The sequence below is a fragment of the Streptomyces sp. NPDC026417 genome (genome assembly GCF_055567695.1).
In genome coordinates, this window is the sequence record NZ_JBVHPY010000009.1 from 15,348 (window position 1) to 34,339 (window position 18,992).

The window sequence follows — 18,992 nt, forward strand, 5'->3', positions numbered from 1 at the left end:
TTTCGTGACCCCTATCCGATCACACTCGGGCTCAGGTCACGCGAAAGACCGGGCCACGAGCGGTGAACGGGAGGCGTGCGCCCTGCGGAACGAGGTACGCGTGCTCGCGCCGGATCCGCAGGACGTCGCAGACGCCGTCGGTGATCACCAGGACGGGCGCGCCCGGCGGGAAGTCGTCGGCCCGGTGCAGGAGGTCGACGCCGGGCTGCAGCACCGTGCCGCCGCGGCCGTGGACCCGGACCCGCCCGGCGATCTCGGTGACCGGAAGGTATCCGGCGTCGTGGGGGGCCGCGTCGCAGAACACCACGCGGGCGGCCGGGACGTCGCGGGCCTCGGCGTACGAGGCGATGGCACCCAGTGCCTTGCCCAGCAGGGTGCTGTTCATCGAGCCGGAGGTGTCGAGGACGACGCCGAAGGTGCAGCGGGCGACCTCCTCGGGCGGGAAGTACCGCCCGGCGCGCGGGATGTCGGGCGTGGCGGCCTGCCGGCGGGCGGGGCGCGCATAGCTGCGGACGGGTTCCGGCCGGGGCACGAACTCGTCGAACCAGCGCGCCAGTCGGGCGTCCCAGGGCAGGGGCGGGTGGCTGAGCGTACGGATCTCCTGGACGAGGCCGCCCGGCAGGAAGCCGCGGTCCAGCTGCTGGTGCAGGTCGAGGCCCCGGGTGAGACCGCGGCGGTAGAACTCGTCGAGGTCGACGACGTCGCGGGGCGGACCGAGGGGGCCGCCGAGGATGTCGGGCCGGCCCTTCCCGCACAAGGTGGACCTGCGCCGCATCCGGCGCAGGTCCCCCACGATGCGGTCGTAGACCTCCTCGGCCGAGAGGTCCGTCAAGTCGGCGTCGTACAGGAGCCCTTCCGGCATCGTGCCGATCTGCATGGCGAGCAGCCAGCCGTTGACGACGTAGTCGCAGGCGACGTTGAAGAGCAGCGGATCGCGGGGGCCGCAGCGGTCGCCGTGGCGCAGCGCGGCATGCAGCATCTCGTGGGCGAGGACGAACCGCCATTCCTCGTCCTCCAGCCGGAGCAGCGGGTTGACGTAGATCTCGCCGGCCTCCGCGTCCACCGCGGCGACGGAGATGTCGTGCGCGCGGGCGAGTTCCGCGTCGGCGACGAGGGTGATGCCGGCCGCGATCCCGCCGAGCAGCGGGTACGACGACACGAACCAGCTCAGTGCCCGCTCCCAGGGCTGCAGCCGGGTGGGCGCGCCGGTCATCGAGTCGCGCCGGCCGCCCGCCAGGTCCATCGCGGTGGCCATGGTGCGGGTCAGGGCGTGCGCGAAGTCGAGCTGCCAGTCCGGGGTGCGCCCGCTCCACCTGTTCCAGGGCACGAGGAGCTGGTCGGGTGCGCCGCCGGCCGTGCCGCAGTGCTCGTAGACGGGCGGAATGCCGTCGCGGCGCCAGCGGGCGGCCAGCTGCTCCTCGTCGCCGTCGGGGTAGGAGGCGGGCAGGTCCTCGGGGGTGCGCCCGACGGAGAAGGTGAGCAGGAAGCGGTTGACGACGACGCAGCGTGCGGCGAGGTCGAAGCGGTCCGGCTGCTCGCGCTCACCGGTCGCCGCCGGCACATGGCCGAAACCGAGGTGGATCAGGCCGTGCGCGATGGCCCAGGCCCACTCGGCGGGGGCCGCGCGGCGCGTGGCGTGGGCGTGGAGCGTGCCGCACGAGTCGACCCGGACCAGGCCGTCGCGGGGCCCGGCCGGACAGCTCTCCTGGCGGCAGACGGTGACCCTCGTCGCGGCCAGCGCGGGGTTGGCGTGGACGAGCTGCATCCCCGCCGCGAACGCCTCCGCGGCCGCGTCCGGCCGCTTCGCCCGCTGCTTCGCCGTGCGGCTCACCGGCGCGCCTCGACCAGGCGCGGCATGTCCCGCGCCGCCTCCACGAGGAACCAGGCGGGCAGCACGGGGTTGCCGTCGGCGTCCGCGGCGATGACGCTCTGGGCGACCTCGACGGAGATCTCGGCGAGCTGCACGAGCAGCGACTTGGCGCGGTACGCGGTCTGCCGGCCGTTCGCCGACAGGTGCTCCCGGCCGGCGGGCAGTTCCTTGACGAGACGGCCCCGGAAGGACTCGGCGAGGTAGTAGAGCAGGTCGCGGTCCTCCGGGCGGCCCGGCCAGCGGGCGTCGCCCCTGATGATGGCCTCGATGCCGAACCGGCTGCGCACGACCTTCACATAGCCGCAGAAGGCGACGGCGTGGGAGGGGGTGAGCGTGCCGTGCGCGACGATCTTCAGGGTCGGTTCGTCGAGGGCGGGACCGAAGGAGTGCAGCGCGTCGGAGAGCATGTGCCAGGAGCGAGGCGTGGAGAAGGGCTCCTCGGTCTTGGGCGGCTTGGACCACAGGTGGTCGGGGCGGTCGGTGAGGTGGTCGAGGATCCACGGGTGGATGCCGTGGGCGCCGGCCCAGGCCAGCCAGTCCTTCGGCGAGGCCTCCAGGTGCACGTGGGTGAGGCGGTTGACGAGGGCGGAGGCGATCGGGCGGGCCAGCGCGTTGTCGGTGGCCCGGTTGCCCGCGCCGATCACGATGGACCCGGCGGGCAGCTCGTAGGCGCCGATGCGGCGGTCCAGGATCAGCGAGTAGAAGGCCTTCTGGACGTCGGGCGTCGCCGCGTTCAGCTCGTCCAGGAAGAGGCAGTACGGCTCGTCGCGGGCGATCGCCTCGGGCGGGCAGAACACCGAACGCCCGTCACGGATCTGCGGGACGCCGATGAGGTCCTCGGGCGCCAACTGGGTGCCGAGCAGGCTCACGCACTCCAGCCCCAGCGACTCGGCGAACTCCCGCACCAGGGAGGACTTTCCGATGCCGGGAGCGCCCCAGATGAAGACCGGCCGCACGGTCGCGAGACCGAGCAGCAGGTCGGGTATCCGGGCGGGGGTGACGGTGACGGCTGCCTGCACGCAGGGCTCCTGGGAAGTGTTCGAGAAGGGCGCGCAGGTGCGCGGTGTCCGATACGCACAGTGTGGGCGGGGAGTTGCGCCGGCCGCAGCCCATTTTCCGCCGACGGACCGCGGCGTCCCACCCCGCACCGGCCCTCGCGGTCACCGGCCGCCCGGCCTCATTCGACGGCCTCCGGGCCCTCGCAGTCACCGTCTGCCGGCCCTCGCAGTCACCGCACACCGGCCCTCCCGGTCACACCGCCCGGGTCCTCCCGGTCACACCGCCCGCCGGTCCTTGGGGCGCGCCGCCAGCGGCACCTGGGGGCCGTCCGACTCGCGCAGCCACCGCCGCAGGACGTGGTGGACGCGCTCGGCGCCGACGAGTTCGCCGCCGTCGGCGACCGGCGCGGACAGCGCCAGCGGCGACATCAGGAAGGGCCGCCCCTGGGCCCCGCCGAGCCCGCCGTGGGAACCGATCTGCTCCTCGAAGGCGAGCACCTCGCCCTCGTCCGGGTCGTACCAGGAGTTGACCATGATGTCGGCGGTGTGCGGGAAGGAGTGGGTGCGCCGAACCGCGTCGGCGGCGCCCGGGCCGAAGTCGGCGAGCGGGCCCGGGTGTTCGTCGCTCAGCTCGTCCACCGGCACCTCGGCGCCGTGCGCGCCGAGGACGAGTCCCCCGTGCTCCTCGCTGCGGACCAGCACGAAGCCGACGCCCGGATGGTTGGCGAGGGTGGACAGCAGCGCCGGGTGACGGCGGTCGATCTCCTCCCGGCTCATCCGGTGGGGCACGTCGGGGAAGGAGACGAGCCCGAGGTTGCCGGAGGCCAGCACGAGCGGTTCCGCGCTGCGGTGCGAGGGGCGGTACTGCTCCGCGCCCTCCTCGACCGGCCTGCGCAGCGCCGCCCGGACCGCGGAGCGGGCCTCGGCGCCGCTGTGGGTACCCCGTGCCCGGCGGGGCACGGGCAGGCCGCAGCCCGCCCGCACCAGATTGCCGAGGGTGAGCCCGTAGCGGGTCTGGAAGGTCTCCCCCGGGCTCTGCCCGTGGTCGGACAGCACCACGATCCGGTACGGCCGCGGCGCGTGCTCGGCGACCTTCGCGATCAGCGCCAGTGACCGGTCGAGCCGCCCCAGGACCCGCTCGGTGTCCCGGCCGCGCGGCCCGGAGTGGTGCGCCACCTCGTCGTACGCCACCAGGTCCGCGAAGACCGCGGCGCGGCCGGCGAGCATGTCGCCGATGACCGCGGCGACCACGACGTCCCGCTCGACGACGGTCGCGAACGCCCGGATGAACGGGTACAGCCCGCCGCGCTTGACGCGGGGCCGCCGCTTGCCGACGCGGGCCCGCGTGGACTGGCCGATCTCCCGGAAGACCTCGGCGACGAACGACATGGCGGTCCGCACGGCGTTGGCCGGGTCGCTGAAGTACGCGAAGTAGCCCGCACGGGAGCGGTTGTCGCGGCCCCGCCGGGCGGCCATGGACAGCACCAGCGCGAGTTGCTCGGCACCCCCGCTGAAGAGGTTGCCCCGGCTGGCGCCGTCGAAGGTGAGGAGACCGCCGTCGCCGGTGCGCTCGACCGCCCGGCGCTGCAGTTCCACGGCGCTGGAGGGGCGGTTGCACACCATCACCTCGCCGCTGTCCTTCTCGTACCACCGGAAGGCCGGGACGTCGTGGTTGGTGCCGTGCAGGATGCCGAGCTGGCTGGCACCGGTCTGGCTGGACCAGTCGGTGCGCCAGGCGGTGAGCCGGTGGGTGGCACCGGGACCCGCGCCGGGCGGGGTCCCGCGCCCGGCGGCCGGACCCGCGCCGAGCCACGCGGCCACGGTCGGCATCAGCCCCTTGCCGACCGCCTCCCGCAGCACGTCGTGACCGACGCCGTCGAGCTGCAGGAAAACGGTGCCGGGGCTGGACGGCCCGGCCTGCCCGGACGCACGGCGACGCCGGTCCGCGAGACGGTAGAGCCTGCGCCGGTACGCGTCGTCGTCCCGCACGGTCAGCGCGGCCCCGGTGGCCGAGGCGACGGCGGACATCACCGCGGCGACCACCACGGCGGTCTCGGGTGCGGCCTCACCGCGCCCGGAGGGGTTGATCCGCAGGGCGATCAGCAGCAACGAGCCGTTGAGGAAGAAGACCAGCAGCCCGAGCACGAGGGCGGGCACGAGCAGCAGCGCCCGGACGAGCAGCGGCCAGACCAGCGAGGACAGCAGTCCGAAGACGCCGGCGCCGGCCGCCGCGGTGAGGGCGATCCGGCTCGCGCTGTCGCCGGTGTCCGACTGGATCTGGAAGTCCGGCAGCGCTCCGGCCAGCAGGAGCATCGTCACGGTGGACGCGGCCCATACGGTGATGCTCCGCCACACCCCGCTCAGCACGCTCCGCCAACGCCCGCCGCCCACGCCCAGCCACCTCACGTCCCGACCCGCCGGAACGCGAGCCCTCACGGCCCGCCCGGTGTGCGGGCCGTCTCCCACCCTGTCACAACGGCCGGACCGGCCCCGATGTCACCCGTGACCGGGCACGCGCGGGCCTCGTCCGGCGGGCGCGGTACGGCTCAGCGGCCGTCGTAGCCGGCCGTCGGCATCGACAGGCGGCGGTGCACGCTGGCCTTCATCTGGGCGTCGTAGGAGGGTTCGGCGCGGCCCACCGTCTCGACCCGCACCCCGCGCCGGGCGCACTCGGCGGTGAATTCGTCGACCGAGGCGAGGGCCCGCTCCAGGACGCGGCGGCTGGGGGCGACGAACAGGTCGACGAGTCCCGCCTCGACGTCGTCCCACAGGGCGCAGTGGTCGGAGCGCAGTCCGCCGACGAGGAGTTCGCGGGTGACGACGTAGCCGCGCTCCGCGGCCCAGCGGGCGCACATCGCGTGCTGGCTGCGGGAGTCGACGAGGAACGGATCCGTGTCCAGTTCCTCCAGCGGCGTCAGACTGGCGATCGCCGTGACACGCACCAAGGCGGCTCCCCCCTGCTCGAACGAAGCGGAGAACGCGGGCCGGGGCACGCCGGAGACCGCGCGCGCTTCTCCCATGGCGTCCCCTCACCTCCGGGTTTCGCCGCCGACCCTACTCCTGCCCGTAGGCTCGGGGGGAGTCGCGCGAAGGAGGCAAAGGGAGTGCCGGTGGAGATCACCTGGTGGGGTCACGCCACCTGCACGGTGGAGGACTCGGGGACACGTGTGCTGACGGACCCGCTGTTCGCGCGCAGGCTCGCGCATCTGCGGCGCCGCGGCGGACCGCCGCCCGCGCCCGAGGCGACGGTCGCGGACGTGGTGCTGATCTCGCATCTGCACGCCGACCACCTGCATGTCCCGTCGCTGGCACGCCTGGAGCCGGGCACCCGGCTACTGGTGCCGCGGGGCGCGCCGCGCGCGGTGCCGGGGCTGCGCAGGCTCCGGCATCTGCGGCTGACCGAGGTCGCGCCCGGCGAGCGGATCGCCCTGGGCGGTCTGGAGGTGCGGGTGGTGCACGCGGCGCACGACGGGCGGCGGCTGCCGGTCGGACCGCACCGCGCGCCCGCGCTCGGCTACGTCGTCGAGGGCGAGGCGCGGACGTATTTCGCCGGGGACACCGGGCTGTTCGACTCGATGGCCGAGGAGGTCGGCGAGGTCGACGTGGCGCTGCTGCCGGTCGGCGGCTGGGGACCGTTTCTCGGCGAGGGGCACCTGGACCCCGGACGCGCCGCCCGGGCGCTGGCCGAGCTGGCGCCGCGTGTCGCCGTCCCGGTGCACTACGGCACGTACTGGCCGATCGGGATGGACGCCGTGCGCCCCCATGAATTCCACACGCCGGGCGACGAGTTCGTACGCCTGTCCGCCGAGCGTGCGCCGGGGGTCGCGGTGCACCGCCTCGGGCACGGCGAGAGCATACGGCCGGAGGTCGCCCGGTGATATTCCGTTCCGCGGTCGTGCTGTCCGCGGCGGGCACGGCCGGAGCGACGATCCCGCCCGAGTCCACGCAGCAGGCGCTCGGCTATCCGTCGCTCTTCCTGCTGGTACTGATCGGCGCGCTGGTGCCGGTCGTGCCGACGGGGGCGCTGGTCAGCTCGGCGGCGGTGGTGGCCTTCCACCAGACGGCGCCGTTCTCGCTGGCCCTGGTCTTCGGGGTGGCGTCGCTCGCGGCCTTCCTCGGTGACATCTCGCTGTACTGGCTCGGCCGGCGGGGCATGCACTCGAAGAACGGCTCGCGCTGGCTGGCGGCGATCCGCGACCGGGCCCCGGAGGACCGCCTCGCCCAGGCCCAGCAGAAGCTGGACGACCACGGCGTCGCCGTCCTGGTGCTGTCCCGCCTGGTCCCGGCCGGGCGCATCCCGGTGATGCTGGCCTGTCTGCTGGCGAAGATGCCGCTGCGCACCTTCGCCCGCGGCGACATCCCCGCCTGTCTCGCCTGGACCGTCACCTACCAGGTCATCGGCATCCTGGGCGGTTCCCTCTTCAAGGAGCCCTGGCAGGGCGTGGCCGCCGCCGTCGCGTTGACGCTGCTGGTCGGCGCGGCCCCCGGGCTGTGGCGCCGGGTCCGCGGGACGAGCTAGGACCTCGATCGGGCGCCCGGGGCGGGTCGGTCCAGCACGCGTGAGCCGCCGACGGGCAGGTCCCACAGGTCGTCCCGGTCCAGTCCCGCCTTCTCCCACGCGTCCCTGACCCGGGTGAGCGGTTCGAGCACCGGCTCCGCCGAGAGGACGAAGGTCCCCCAGTGCATGGGGGCCATGCGGTGCGCGCCGAGATCGACGGCGGCCCGCACCGCCTCCTCCGGGTCGCAGTGGACGTCGCGCAGCCACCAGCGGGGCTCGTAGGCGCCGATGGGGAGCAGGGCGAGGTCGATGCCGGGGTGGCGCCGGCCGATGCGGGAGAACCAGTGGCCGTATCCGGTGTCCCCGGCGAAGTACACGCGCTGTCCGTCGCCGGCGGTCAGGACCCAGCCGCCCCACAACGTGCGACAGGTGTCGGTCAGGCTGCGCTTGGACCAGTGGTGGGACGGCACGAAGTCGAAGCGGACGCCGTCCAGTTCGGCCGCCTCCCACCAGTCCAGCTCGGTGACCGCGGTGAACCGGCGGCGCCGGAACCAGCGGGCGAGTCCGGCCGGCACGAACACCGGTGTGTCGCGCGGCAGTCGGCGCAGGGTCGGAGCGTCCAAGTGGTCGTAGTGGTTGTGGCTGATGACGACCGCGTCGACGCGGGGAAGCGCGCTCCACGCCACTCCCACGGGCGTGACGCGGGCCGGCGTCCCGAGGATCCTGCGGGACCAGACCGGGTCGGTGAGGACCGTGAGGCCGCCTATCCGGATCACCCAGCTCGCGTGTCCCGCCCAGGTGACGGCGACGGTGCGGGCGTCCACCCGGGGCAGCGGGCCGGGTTCGAACGGCAGCCGCGGGATGTCGGCGAGGCCCTTGGCGTCGGGACGCAGGGCGCCCTCGCGGGCGAACCGGGCGAACGCGCGCAGCCCGGGGAGCGGCGCGGTGAGCCGGTCGGTGAACGAGCGCGGCCAGACGCGCTCCTCGCCAAGCGGACGGGGTTCGGCGGGCGGCGGGGGCGGCGTTGGCGCGTCGCGCGGTTCGTGCAGGACGAGCGCTTCGTGGGGGGCGAGGGATTCGTGGGGGGTCAGGGTTTCGTGGACGGCGAGTGCGGGCGGCGGCCCGGCCGCCGGGCCCGGTGCGGGCGCCGGGCCGGCGGTGCCGTCCTGCGTCGTCGTGGCCGACTCTGACTGCTGCGTCATCGAGGAAGCTCCCATCGCTGAGCGTCGTCGCGTAGTTCGTCGAAGGCCGACCCCAGGTGGGTCAACGCGCGTTGCACGTGCGGTAGTTGCAACGGCGAGGGAGACGTGAGGCATTCCTCGCGCTCCGCGGCCGTGGCCCCGAGGAGCGGTGCGGTGGCGAGCCGCACCCGCGGTGCCGCCAGGTCGTCGCCGAAGCGGTGGCCGCCCGGCGCGGGGTGGCCGAGCCGGAGAGTGAGGAAGTCCTCCAGCTCCTGCGCGTCGCCGACGCCCCGGGCGGCGAGCTCGGTGCGCAGGGGACCGAGGTCGACGTAGAGATGCCGGCCGGCCCGGGGAGGCCGCGCCAGGGCGCCCGCGTCGACGACGGTCCGGTGCACGGCCTCCGCCACGGCCGCGTGCAGCCGGGCCGCCGCGGTGAGCCGCCCGTCGATCTCGTCGGGCTCCTCCAGCGCGTAGGCCGCGGCCGCGGCGACCGGGTCGGCGAGCCGGGCGCCGAGTGCGGTCAGCACGTCGAGGACGCGGGCGTGCAGGGCGGAGCCGTACGGGGTGGCGGGGAAACGGGCGACGGCGGCGGGCCACCCGAGGGGCAGGAAGGGGCCGGAGAGGTCCGTGAGGACGGTGACCTCGTCGGGCAGCATCTCGGCGGGGCTGAGGAACATGGTGTCCAGGGGGCGGTGCAGGGTGTCGCGCCAGGTCTCGTCGCTGACCACGTGCAGCCCCTCGCCCACGGCCGCCTCCACGGCCTCGTGCACGGTCTCGGGCGGCGCCACCGTCGCGGTCGGGTCGTCGGCGACGGAGAGCACCAGCAGCCGGGGGTCGCCGCCCTCGGTGCGGACCCGGCGCACGGTCTCCAGGAGCGCGTACGGGTCGGGGACGCCGCCGCACTCGGCGGGTGTCGCCACATGGAACGCGGATCTGCCCAGCAGCCGGGTCTGCGGGGCCCACCAGGCGGCGCACGGGCGGGGCAGCAGCACGTCGCCGCCGACCGCGGCGGTCAGGGCGAGCAGCAGGGCGGGGGCGCCGGGGGACGCCGCCACCCGGTCGGCGGTGGCGGCCAGTCCGCGGCGGGCGAAGTAGCCGCAGGCGGCGTCGAGCAGCGCGGGACCGCCGCCCGCGGGTTCGGCGCCGGCGCGGCCCGCGGAGGCGGCGAGGGCGTCGGAGAGCCCGGGCAGCAGGGGCAGTCCCTGGTCGGGAAGGGGCGGGCCGTAGCGAACAGGACCGTGCCCCTCCGGGTACGTCCGCCGCATGGGTGACCTCCGCGCTGTCCGTGGTGCCCTGTCCTCGCCGCTCGCCGTCCGGGGGCGGCGGCCGGTTTCCGTACCGTTCGTCGCCCTGGCATCTCCCTACCCCGGGACCCCAGGGGCCATGGGTGGGGGCCTGGTCGCGACGGTCGCGGGTTCAGCGGTGCCGGTCGGCCGCGGAGCCCCCGCGGCGCAGTCGGTACACGGCGGCGCCGACCGCGCCCGCGATCAGCAGGCCGCCGGTGACCAGGGCCGGGACGGAGTCGGTGAAGGCGCCGCCCGATCCGGCCCGCACGCCGTGCACGGTGCCGTCGGCGGGGTGCTCGTCCGGGGGGCGGGGTGCCTCCGTGCCGTCGCGTGCCGCGCCGTCGCGTTCGACGCGGTACGAGGCGGACCAGTCCTTCTCCTTGCCGCCCGGGGCCTCGGGGCACTTCCCGTCGACGCCCCAGTCGGTACCGGCTCCCAGGGCGTCCGGCGGCACCCCCTCGGGCACGCTGTCCGGCCCGACCTCGTCGGACGCGTCGGGTCCCACGTCGCCGGGCTCCACGATGCCCGAGCCCGCGTCGCCGGAGCCCAACGGGTCCGGTTCCACGGCATCCGGGCCCACCTCCGCGGAGCCCGTGTCCGCCGGGCCCGCCCGGTCGGCGTCGCCGTCGGCGGGCTCGGCGGCGTCGGGGCCGAGGTCGTCGGGCCCGCGCTCCGCCAGGTCACCGGGCACCCCGTCGTCCGGGGTCGCCGGGTCTCCGCCGCCGTCCCCCGGCGCGGTCCCGCCGGACGGGATCCGGGCGGTCCCGCTGTAGGCGGCGCCCTCCGCTCCCTGCTCGGAGCCGGCGACCCGGTGCAGCCTGACCTTGCCGTCCTCGAAACCCTCCGAGGCGGCGTCGATGTATTCGGGCGCGTCGGCGCCGGCCCCCTCGCAGGACACGGAGACGGTGACCGTGCCGCCCGGGGCGACGGTACGGGGACTGACCTCCGCGGCCGGGTCCGCGAACGCGGCCGCGGCGGATGCGCCCAGGGCGGCACTGGCCAGGGCGGTGGCGGACAGGACACGGGCGGTACGGCGCATGGGATGGGCTCCTTCGGCCGGCTCTCCGGTGGGGGCACGGCCGTCGTGCCCCCAGAGCCCATGACAGCCCCGGCGGCGCCGCGGCGCGCGCCGCCGGGCACCATTCGCGCTACCCGGGCCGCCGGACGGGGGACACGACGGCCCCCCGGGGAACCCGGGGGGCCGTCTGTGCGCGGGGGCCGGTATCGGCCGCAGGGCGCCTACGCGGCGTCGCGCATCACCTGGTCGCGCAGCCGGCTGCAGCAGCGGCTGATCAGCCGGGAGACGTGCATCTGGGAGATGCCGAGCTCGTCGGCGATGCGGCTCTGCGTCATGTCGTTGAAGAACCGCATGTAGAGGATGGCCCGCTCCCGCTCCGGCAGGGCCTGCAGGCGGGGCTTGACGGCCTCCCGGTCGATGACGGTGTCGAGGGCCGGGTCGGGCGAACCGAGGGCGTCGCTGAGCGAGTAGCCGTCCTCGCTGCCCGGCAGCTCGGCGTCGAGCGAGAGCGCGGTGAAGCTCTCCAGCGCCTCCAGCCCGGTCTGCACGTCCTCCTCGCTCATCCGGGCGTGCTCGGCGATCTCGGCGACGGTGGGCCTGCGGCCGGTGATGGTCTGCGACAGGTCCTGGCTGGCGAAGCGCACACGATTGCGCAGGTCCTGGACGCGGCGCGGCACGTGCAGGGTCCACATGTGGTCGCGGAAGTGCCGCTTGATCTCACCGGTGATGGTCGGCACGGCATAGCTCTCGAAGGCGTTGCCGAGCTCGGGGTCGTACCGGTCGACGGCCTTGACCAGTCCGAGCGCGGCCACCTGGCGCAGGTCCTCGTAGCTCTCACCGCGGCTGCGGAAGCGTCCCGCGAGCCGTTCCGCCATCGGGAGCCAGGACTCCACGATCCGGTCCCGGAGTGCGTCGCGCTGCTGGCCCGGGGGGAGTTCGGCGAGCCGGCGGAATGCCTCGGCCGTGTCGGGGGCGTCGTCGTGCGGGTGGTGCCTCACGCTCGCTTGGGTTCGCATGGTGCGTCGCAACTCCCTTGGGGGTGCCTAGATGGACAGTCACCGTGGGAGCGCGCCCGTGCGCCGGACGGGTACACCCGGGGCGCGGTTCGGTCGCTCCCACGGACGTGCCTCCTGTCCGAAGCACTGACTCGCGCCTGCCCCAAGTCATGCGCGGCAAACACCCGCAGGTTTTCCCGGGTGCGCGGTGGTGACTCGGTAGGCGGTACAGCCGTGCCGTATTTCTCCGGGAGGTCCTGTTATGAGCACGAAGGTCGCCGATCACATCCTGCAGCGCCTGCGCGAATGGGGTGTGGAGCAGGTCTTCGGCTATCCCGGGGACGGCATCAACGGCCTGCTGGCGGCCTGGGGCAGGGCTGACGACCGGCCGGAGTTCATCCAGTCGCGGCACGAGGAGATGTCCGCGTTCCAGGCGGTCGGATACGCCAAGTTCAGCGGGCGCCTCGGTGTCTGCGCGGCCACCTCGGGGCCCGGGGCGATCCATCTCCTCAACGGGCTGTACGACGCCAAGCTCGACCATGCGCCGGTGCTCGCCGTCGTCGGGCAGACGCACCGCACCGCGATGGGCGGCTCCTACCAGCAGGAGGTCGACCTGCACTCCCTCTTCAAGGACGTCGCGTCGGACTTCGTGGAGACGGTGACCGTCCCCGAGCAGCTGCCGAACGTGCTGGACCGCGCGATCCGTACCGCCTACGCGCGCCGGGCCCCGACCGCCGTGATCATCCCCGGGGACGTCCAGGAGCTCGACTACACGCCGCCCACGCACGAGTTCAAGATGGTTCCCTCCAGCCTGGACCTCGGCTCGTGGACGACCACACCCTCCCAGGAGTCACTGGAGCGCGCGGCCGAGGTCCTCAACTCCGGTTCCAGGACCGCGATCCTGATCGGGCAGGGCGCGGCCGGCGCTCGGGCGGAGGTGGAGCGGATCGCCGAGCTGCTCGGCGCGGGTGTCGCCAAGGCGCTGCTCGGCAAGGACGCGCTCAGCGACGAACTCCCCTATGTCACGGGCTCGATCGGGCTGCTCGGCACCCGTCCCTCGTACGAGCTGATGCGCGACTGCGACACCCTGCTGACCATCGGCTCCTCCTTCCCGTACTCGCAGTTCCTGCCGGACTTCGGCAAGGCGCGGGCGGTGCAGATCGACATCGACCCGCACATGATCGGGATGCGCTATCCGTACGAGGTGAATCTGGTCGGGGACGCGCGGGCGACGCTGCAGCGCCTCATCCCGCTGCTCGACAAGGACCGCGGGCGCGAGTGGTACGACACGGTCTGCGCGAACGTCGCCCGCTGGCGCGAGGTGATGGGGCGGCGGGCGGAGCAGTCGGCCGACCCGATCAACCCCGAGTACGTCGCCCGGGCCCTGGACCCGCTGCTGCCGCACGACGCGATCGTCACGTCCGACTCGGGGTCGACGTCGAACTGGTACGCGCGGCACCTCACGATGCGGGGCGACATGCGGGCGTCCCTCTCCGGGACCCTGGCGACGATGGGCTGCGCGGTGCCGTACGCGATCGGCGCCAAGTTCGCCCACCCGGACCGGCCCGTCGTCGCGCTCGCCGGGGACGGCGCCATGCAGATGAACGGGCTGGCGGAGATGATCACGGCGGCGAAGTACCGGGACCGCTGGGAGGACCCGCGGCTCGTGGTCGGCGTCTGGAACAACCGCGACCTGAACCAGGTCACCTGGGAGCTGCGGGCCATGGGCGGCGCCCCCTCGTTCCTGCCCTCGCAGGAACTGCCCGACGTGCAGTACGCGGCGTTCGCCCGTTCCCTGGGCCTGACCGGCATCCGGGTCGAGAAGCCCGAGGACGTCGAGGCGGCCTGGCGGGCGGGGCTGGAGGCCGACGGGCCGGCGGTGATCGAGTTCCTCACCGACCCCGCCGTCCCGCCCATTCCCCCGCACGCCACCTGGGAGCAGATGGAGGCCACCGCCGCCGCCGTGCTGAAGGGGGACGCCGACCGCGGTTCGATGATCCGCCGGGGCATCAAGGCCAAGGTCCAGGAGTTCCTGCCGGGCCACGACAAGCGGGGGAAATGACGCCGGGGGGCACGACGTGTCGACCCCAGGTGTACGGGTACGCGACGAGGACCCCCGAACCCCTGGAGGGAAGAACATGCAGCGAGGCAGTGACCGGCTGAGCGTCCACCGGGACGAGGAGATGAAGCACGAACTGCAGGGACTGCTCAGGTCAGGGCACCCCACGCGGGCCGAGGAATGGCACGACCCGGAGCCGACGGCGGACGACGACCCGGTGATCGCGGGCGGTCCCGCGGTGCCGAGCCGCGGGGCCGCCTCCCCCGAGGCGGTGCGCCTGGAGCTGGCGCGGATCCTGGGCCGTACCTCGTTCCCGGGCACTCCCTCCGAGCTGGGCGGCGTCCTGGAGGAGAAGCACGCGCCGGACGGCCTCGTGGAGGCCGTGCAGCAGCTGCCGCGCGAGGCGCGCTACAGCACGGCCCGGGAGCTGGCCGAGGCGCTGGTGCATACCGGCGGGTCCTAGCGGCCGGAAAAGACAGGCGAGGAAGACCGCGCCGCCGCGGCGGCGCACGACCGGCGCACGGAGGGCCGCGACGCGGCCCTCCGACAGGCCGGGAAAGGAGACCGAACCCCATGCGCATCGCGTTCCTGGTGGCGCCCGAGGGCGTCGAGCAGATCGAACTCACCGACCCCTGGCAGGCGGTGACCGAGGCGGGCCACCAGCCCGTGCTGGTGTCGACTGAGCCGGGGAGGATCCAGGCCTTCAACCATCTCGACAAGGCGGACACCTTCCCGGTGGACGAGGTCGTCGGCGAGGTGTCGGCCGACTCCTTCGACGGGCTGGTCCTGCCCGGCGGTGTGGCCAACCCGGACTTTCTGCGGACCGAGGAGCAGGCCGTGTCCTTCGTGCGCGGCTTCTTCGACTCGGGCCGTCCGGTCGCGGCGATCTGCCACGCGCCGTGGACCCTGGTGGAGGCGGGCGTCGTCTCGGGTCGGGTGCTCACCTCGTGGCCGAGCCTGCGGACGGACATCGCGAACGCGGGCGGCACCTGGGTCGACGAGCAGGTGCAGATCTGCGACCACGGCCCGAACACGCTGATCACGAGCCGCAAGCCCGACGACCTCAAGGCCTTCGACGAGGCGTTCCTCGCCGAGTTCGCGAAGGGGACGCCGAAGGCCGGCTGACGCGCCGCCGCGTCGCGCGACCCGTGCCGGGCCCGGAGAGGGCCGGCACGGGTCGCGGCATGTCAGGGGCGGGCGGCGGAGCGGTCGGGCGCGGGCCGTATACCGCTCGGCGTGGGGGCCGGGGTCACGTGCGCCGTTCGGCGTGGGGGCCGGGGTCACGTGCGCCGCAGACCGCCCGTCCCCCGCGACGTGCGGATCGACGAGCGGGGGCGCGTCGGACCGCCGCGGCGCGCCGCACGCGGCGTTCCGGCACGTCGGGGCGCCGCTCAGCGCTCCCGGGTGCCCTCCCGGGTGCGGCCCGCGGTGATCGGACGACGCGGGTTGCGGCGCAGGTACTCGCCCTCGAGTTGCGCCATGCGGTGGTTGTGGGTCCGCAGCGCGTCGTTGGAACCGTGCAGCAGCGTGTCGTGGCGGGTGCGGTGGATCGTCTCCAGCTCTTTCATCAGCTGCTGGTCGTCCAGTCGGCCCGGGTCGACTCCGGTCATCGCGTACCCCGATCGTCGTGGGTCGTTCGGTGCGGTCCGGGTCCCACCGGGCCCTGCATGCCTCGAGCGTGCCTCCGGGAAGGAGCCGTGGAACGCGCCTGTCACCCTCCACTCTACGAACATCCGGGGCCGGGGGCCTCCGTGCGCGGCGGCGACGGCAGGCCCCCTGTCCGGGACGGGGCGATCCGATCCCCTCCGGGACTACCGGACCCGCTCCACCCGGCGCTCGTCCCACACCGGCTCGGCGGTCTCCCGGACCCGGCCGTCCGACCCGAAGACCAGGTAGCGGTCGAAGGAGCGGGCGAACCAGCGGTCGTGCGTGACCGACAGGACCGTCCCCTCGTAGGCCTCCAGACCCTCCTGGAGAGCCTCGGCCGACTCCAGGTCGAGGTTGTCGGTGGGCTCGTCCAGCAGAAGTGCCGTCGAGCCCTCCAGCTCCAGGAGGAGGATCTGGAAGCGGGCCTGCTGCCCGCCGGACAGCCGCTCGAAGCGCTGCTCGGCCTGGGCGGTCAGCTCGTAGCGGCGCAGCCTGGACATGGCGGCGCCGCGGTCCTGGGAGTGCTCGGTCCACAGGATGTCGAGCAGGGTGCGGCCCTCCAGCTCGGGATGGGCGTGCGTCTGCGCGAAGTGGCCGGCCACCACGCGGGCACCGAGCCTCCACTCCCCGGTGTGGGCCACGTCCCCGCCGGCGAGCAGCCGCAGGAAGTGCGACTTGCCCGAGCCGTTGGACCCCAGCACGGCGACCCGCTCCCCGTAGAAGATCTCCAGGTCGAAGGGCTTCATCAGGCCGGTGAGCTCCAGCCCCTTGCAGGTCACGGCGCGGACGCCGGTACGGCCGCCGTGCAGGCGCATCCTGATGTCCTGCTCGCGGGGCGGTTCCGGCGGCGGCCCCGCCTCCTCGAACTTCCGCAGCCGGGTCTGCGCCGCCGCGTACCGGGACGCGAGCTCATGGCTGACCGAGGCGGCCTGACGCAGGTTCAGCACCAGCTTCTTGAGCTGGGCGTGCTTCTCGTCCCAGCGGCGCCGCAGCTCCTCGAAGCGGGCGAAGCGCTCCCGCCGCGCCTCGTGGTACGTCGCGAAACCGCCGCCGTGCACCCAGGCGTCCGCTCCGGCGGGGCCGGGCTCGACGCTGACGATCTTCTCGGCGGCCCGGGCGAGCAGCTCACGGTCGTGGGAGACGAAGAGGACGGTCTTGCGGGTCTCCTTGAGCCGCTCCTCCAGCCAGCGCTTGCCGGGGACGTCGAGATAGTTGTCCGGTTCGTCGAGCAGCAGCACCTCGTCGGTGCCGCGCAGCAGCGCCTCCAGCACGAGCCGCTTCTGCTCGCCTCCGGACAGCGTCCGCACCTGGCGCCACTGCGCCTTCTCGTACGGCACTCCGAGCGCCGCGGTCGTGCAGATGTCCCAGAGCGTCTCGGACTCGTAGCCCCGGACCTCGGCCCAGTCGGAGAGCGCCTGTGCGTACCTCAGCTGGGCGGCCTCGTCGTCGACCGTCATGATCCCGTGCTCGGCGGCGTCCACCGCCCGGGCGGCCTCGCGGATCCGCGGCGGTGCCACCGACACCAGCAGTTCGCGGACGGTCGTCTCGTCCCGCACGGAGCCGACGAACTGGCGCATCACGCCGAGGCCGCCGCCCACGTTGACCGTGCCGCCGTGGAGCTTCAGCTCTCCGGAGATCAGCCGCAGCAGAGTGGTCTTGCCCGCGCCGTTCGGGCCGACGAGCGCCACGACGGCCCCCTCCCCCACCCGGAACGACACGTCGCCGAGCAACGCCCTCCCGTCGGGGAGGTAGTACTCAAGATGTGCGGCTTCGAGGTGTCCCATGGTCAGGCATTGTCCGGGGCACCCGCCCCGCCGGGCAAACGCATATCCCCGGGTCCGGGGCGCGGGCCGGCGGGCGCCGGTGGTTCCCGGCCGCGGTGGGAGTGCCGCGGCAGGAATCGAGCGCCGCGGGGTACCCGGACCCCCATGACTGCGACCCCAGACGTCGACCTCACCGTCCGCCTCCCGGGCCACCACGTTCTCCGAGACCGACTCCTGGCCGCCGACTGCCGGCTCTTCGAGGCGGTCGCCGCGCGGCACTGGCCGGGCTGCGACCGCCTGTTGCCGAGGCTGAGCCGGAGCGCCAACCACGGCGTGCTCTGGTTCGCGACGGCCGCGGCGCTCGCCGCGACCCGCAGCCCACGGGCCCGCCGCGCGGCTGCCCGCGGGCTCGCCTCGCTGACCCTGGCGTCCGCGACCATCAACACCCTCGGCAAGCGCTCGGTGCGCCGTTCCCGGCCGGCGCTGGATCCCGTGCCGCTGGTCCGGCAGCTGAAGCGGCAGCCGATCACCACGTCGTTCCCCTCGGGGCACTCGGCCTCCGCCGCGGCCTTCGCGACCGGCGTGGCCATGGAGTCCCGCGGCTGGGGAGCGGTGGTGGCACCGCTGGCCACCGCGGTGGCCCTGTCCCGCATCTACACGGGCGTCCACTTCCCGAGCGACGTGGCCGTGGGGGCGGCCCTCGGAGTGGGCGCCGCCTACGCGGTACGGGGGCTGGTGCCGACCGAGGACCGGGACCGGCTGCCGCCGCCCGGCCGGGCGGGTGTGGACGCACCGGCGCTCCCGGACGGCGAGGGCCTGGTCATGGTCGTCAACACGGGCGCCGGCGCGCCGGGCCGGGCCCGCACGCTGCTGGACTCGCTGCCGCGGGCGGAACTGGTCGAATGCGAACCCGACTCCGTGCGCGCCGAGTTGGAGAAGGCGGCGAGCCGCGCCCGGGTCCTCGGCGTGTGCGGCGGCGACGGCACGGTGAACGCGGCGGCCGAGGTGGCGCTGCGCCGCGGGCTGCCGCTGGCCGTGCTGCCCGGCGGCACGCTGAACCACTTCGCCTACGACCTCGGCGTCACGGACGCGCGGAGCCTGAGCCGCGCCCTGCGGCGGGGCGAGGCCCTGCGCGTGGACGTGGGCCTGTTCTCGTCGGACACCGCGGAGGGCTGCTTCCTGAACACCTGCAGTCTCGGCGTCTACCCGGAGCTGGTGCGCGAGCGGGAGCGCTGGTCCCGGTTCGTCGGGAGCTGGCCCGCCGGTGTCATCGGGGCCCTGCGGGTGCTGCGGTCCGACCGCCACCCGCTGCGGACCGAGCTGCGCGGCCGTGCCCACCCGCTGTGGCTGCTGTTCGCGGGCAACGGGACCTACCACCGGATGGGACTGGCCCCGGCCCGCCGCTTCGACCTCGCGGACGGACAGCTGGACGTCCGGCTGGTGCACGGCGGCCGGCGTCCCGGGGTGCGGTTGCTCGCCGCGGCCCTGGCGGGCCCGCTGACCCGGTCCCCGGCACACGCGGCGGTGCGGGTGCGGCGGCTGCGCGTGGACGGCGTTCCGCCCGGCACCCCGCTGGCGTACGACGGCGAAGTCACGGAGGCCGCGGGCGAGGTGACCCTCACCAAGGCGGCGCAGGCCCTGACCGTGTACCGCCCACTCCGTGACTGACTCTTCGTC

The 18,992-nt window shown here is 74.4% G+C and carries 16 protein-coding genes; 6 read left to right on the forward strand and 10 right to left on the reverse strand.

What is annotated here, in order from left to right; genetic code table 11:
- Positions 1-31 precede the first annotated feature (31 nt).
- The 4 genes from ACZ4NT_RS16175 to ACZ4NT_RS16190 all read right to left on the reverse strand — a co-directional run bounded on the left by ACZ4NT_RS16175 (position 32) and on the right by ACZ4NT_RS16190 (position 5,888).
- The gene (locus tag ACZ4NT_RS16175) at positions 32-1,831 is read right to left on the reverse strand and encodes a DUF2201 family putative metallopeptidase (RefSeq protein WP_183117081.1); all 1,800 of its coding nucleotides are present in this window, start codon (positions 1,829-1,831) and stop codon (positions 32-34) included.
- Positions 1,828-2,889 (reverse strand): AAA family ATPase, encoded by a 1,062-nt coding sequence (locus ACZ4NT_RS16180; RefSeq protein ID WP_121407071.1) that lies wholly within the window; start codon positions 2,887-2,889, stop codon positions 1,828-1,830. Before ACZ4NT_RS16180 ends, ACZ4NT_RS16175 begins: the two co-directional genes overlap by 4 nt.
- Positions 2,890-3,144: 255 nt before the next feature.
- On the reverse strand, positions 3,145-5,259 hold the full coding sequence (locus tag ACZ4NT_RS16185) for a phage holin family protein (RefSeq protein WP_467725866.1): 2,115 nt from the start codon (positions 5,257-5,259) through the stop codon (positions 3,145-3,147).
- 155 nt (positions 5,260-5,414) lie between these two features.
- Positions 5,415-5,888, reverse strand: a complete 474-nt coding sequence (locus ACZ4NT_RS16190) for a hypothetical protein (protein WP_467725868.1) — start codon at positions 5,886-5,888, stop codon at positions 5,415-5,417.
- 84 nt (positions 5,889-5,972) lie between these two features.
- Between ACZ4NT_RS16190 and ACZ4NT_RS16195 the strand changes: the two genes are divergently transcribed.
- Together ACZ4NT_RS16195 and ACZ4NT_RS16200 are read left to right on the forward strand one after the other, a co-directional pair.
- Complete coding sequence (locus ACZ4NT_RS16195; RefSeq protein ID WP_183117080.1) at positions 5,973-6,746, forward strand: MBL fold metallo-hydrolase; 774 nt, start codon at positions 5,973-5,975, stop codon at positions 6,744-6,746.
- Entirely contained in the window at positions 6,746-7,387 is a 642-nt protein-coding gene (locus ACZ4NT_RS16200; RefSeq protein ID WP_121407564.1) for a VTT domain-containing protein, read from the forward strand. The genes ACZ4NT_RS16195 and ACZ4NT_RS16200 overlap by 1 nt, the downstream gene beginning before the upstream one ends.
- Here the strand turns inward: ACZ4NT_RS16200 and ACZ4NT_RS16205 are convergent.
- From ACZ4NT_RS16205 to ACZ4NT_RS16220, 4 genes are all read right to left on the reverse strand, one after another.
- Complete coding sequence (locus ACZ4NT_RS16205; RefSeq protein WP_121407068.1) at positions 7,384-8,568, reverse strand: MBL fold metallo-hydrolase; 1,185 nt, start codon at positions 8,566-8,568, stop codon at positions 7,384-7,386. The genes ACZ4NT_RS16200 and ACZ4NT_RS16205 overlap by 4 nt on opposite strands.
- Positions 8,565-9,812, reverse strand: a complete 1,248-nt coding sequence (locus ACZ4NT_RS16210) for an aminotransferase class I/II-fold pyridoxal phosphate-dependent enzyme (RefSeq protein WP_467725870.1) — start codon at positions 9,810-9,812, stop codon at positions 8,565-8,567. The genes ACZ4NT_RS16205 and ACZ4NT_RS16210 overlap by 4 nt, the downstream gene beginning before the upstream one ends.
- A 151-nt stretch (positions 9,813-9,963) precedes the next feature.
- Entirely contained in the window at positions 9,964-10,872 is a 909-nt protein-coding gene (locus tag ACZ4NT_RS16215) for a hypothetical protein (protein WP_467725872.1), read from the reverse strand.
- 200 nt (positions 10,873-11,072) lie between these two features.
- Entirely contained in the window at positions 11,073-11,867 is a 795-nt protein-coding gene (locus tag ACZ4NT_RS16220; RefSeq protein WP_121407065.1) for an RNA polymerase sigma factor SigF, read from the reverse strand.
- 241 nt (positions 11,868-12,108) lie between these two features.
- Between ACZ4NT_RS16220 and ACZ4NT_RS16225 the strand changes: the two genes are divergently transcribed.
- The 3 genes from ACZ4NT_RS16225 to ACZ4NT_RS16235 all read left to right on the forward strand — a co-directional run bounded on the left by ACZ4NT_RS16225 (position 12,109) and on the right by ACZ4NT_RS16235 (position 15,030).
- Positions 12,109-13,908: a thiamine pyrophosphate-requiring protein gene (locus ACZ4NT_RS16225; RefSeq protein ID WP_467725874.1), complete on the forward strand. Its 1,800-nt coding sequence runs from the start codon at positions 12,109-12,111 to the stop codon at positions 13,906-13,908.
- A 76-nt stretch (positions 13,909-13,984) separates the two neighbouring features.
- Positions 13,985-14,368, forward strand: coding sequence for a DUF2795 domain-containing protein (locus ACZ4NT_RS16230; protein ID WP_121407063.1), 384 nt, complete (start codon positions 13,985-13,987; stop codon positions 14,366-14,368).
- A 110-nt stretch (positions 14,369-14,478) separates the two neighbouring features.
- Entirely contained in the window at positions 14,479-15,030 is a 552-nt protein-coding gene (locus ACZ4NT_RS16235; protein ID WP_121407062.1) for a type 1 glutamine amidotransferase domain-containing protein, read from the forward strand.
- Between the two features lie 266 nt (positions 15,031-15,296).
- Here the strand turns inward: ACZ4NT_RS16235 and ACZ4NT_RS16240 are convergent, their stop codons facing one another.
- Together ACZ4NT_RS16240 and ACZ4NT_RS16245 are read right to left on the reverse strand one after the other, a co-directional pair.
- Positions 15,297-15,515, reverse strand: a complete 219-nt coding sequence (locus tag ACZ4NT_RS16240; RefSeq protein ID WP_121407061.1) for a DUF6158 family protein — start codon at positions 15,513-15,515, stop codon at positions 15,297-15,299.
- A 201-nt stretch (positions 15,516-15,716) separates the two neighbouring features.
- A complete protein-coding gene (locus ACZ4NT_RS16245; protein ID WP_467725877.1) occupies positions 15,717-17,336 on the reverse strand; it encodes an ABC-F family ATP-binding cassette domain-containing protein in 1,620 nt (539 codons plus the stop codon).
- A gap of 144 nt (positions 17,337-17,480) precedes the next feature.
- On the opposite strand from ACZ4NT_RS16245, the gene ACZ4NT_RS16250 reads away from it, so the two are divergent.
- A complete protein-coding gene (locus ACZ4NT_RS16250) occupies positions 17,481-18,983 on the forward strand; it encodes a phosphatase PAP2 family protein (RefSeq protein ID WP_467725879.1) in 1,503 nt (500 codons plus the stop codon).
- Positions 18,984-18,992: the final 9 nt, after the last annotated feature.

Coding starts and splice junctions, on each gene's coding strand:
- ACZ4NT_RS16190 (WP_467725868.1), bottom strand. CDS start 5,888: ATGGGAGAAGCGCGCGCGGTCTCCGGCGTGCCCCGGCCCGCGTTCTCC.
- ACZ4NT_RS16205 (WP_121407068.1), bottom strand. CDS start 8,568: ATGACGCAGCAGTCAGAGTCGGCCACGACGACGCAGGACGGCACCGCC.
- ACZ4NT_RS16210 (WP_467725870.1), bottom strand. CDS start 9,812: ATGCGGCGGACGTACCCGGAGGGGCACGGTCCTGTTCGCTACGGCCCG.
- ACZ4NT_RS16215 (WP_467725872.1), bottom strand. CDS start 10,872: ATGCGCCGTACCGCCCGTGTCCTGTCCGCCACCGCCCTGGCCAGTGCC.
- ACZ4NT_RS16220 (WP_121407065.1), bottom strand. CDS start 11,867: ATGCGAACCCAAGCGAGCGTGAGGCACCACCCGCACGACGACGCCCCC.
- ACZ4NT_RS16225 (WP_467725874.1), top strand. CDS start 12,109: ATGAGCACGAAGGTCGCCGATCACATCCTGCAGCGCCTGCGCGAATGG.
- ACZ4NT_RS16230 (WP_121407063.1), top strand. CDS start 13,985: ATGCAGCGAGGCAGTGACCGGCTGAGCGTCCACCGGGACGAGGAGATG.
- ACZ4NT_RS16235 (WP_121407062.1), top strand. CDS start 14,479: ATGCGCATCGCGTTCCTGGTGGCGCCCGAGGGCGTCGAGCAGATCGAA.
- ACZ4NT_RS16240 (WP_121407061.1), bottom strand. CDS start 15,515: ATGACCGGAGTCGACCCGGGCCGACTGGACGACCAGCAGCTGATGAAA.
- ACZ4NT_RS16245 (WP_467725877.1), bottom strand. CDS start 17,336: ATGGGACACCTCGAAGCCGCACATCTTGAGTACTACCTCCCCGACGGG.
- ACZ4NT_RS16250 (WP_467725879.1), top strand. CDS start 17,481: ATGACTGCGACCCCAGACGTCGACCTCACCGTCCGCCTCCCGGGCCAC.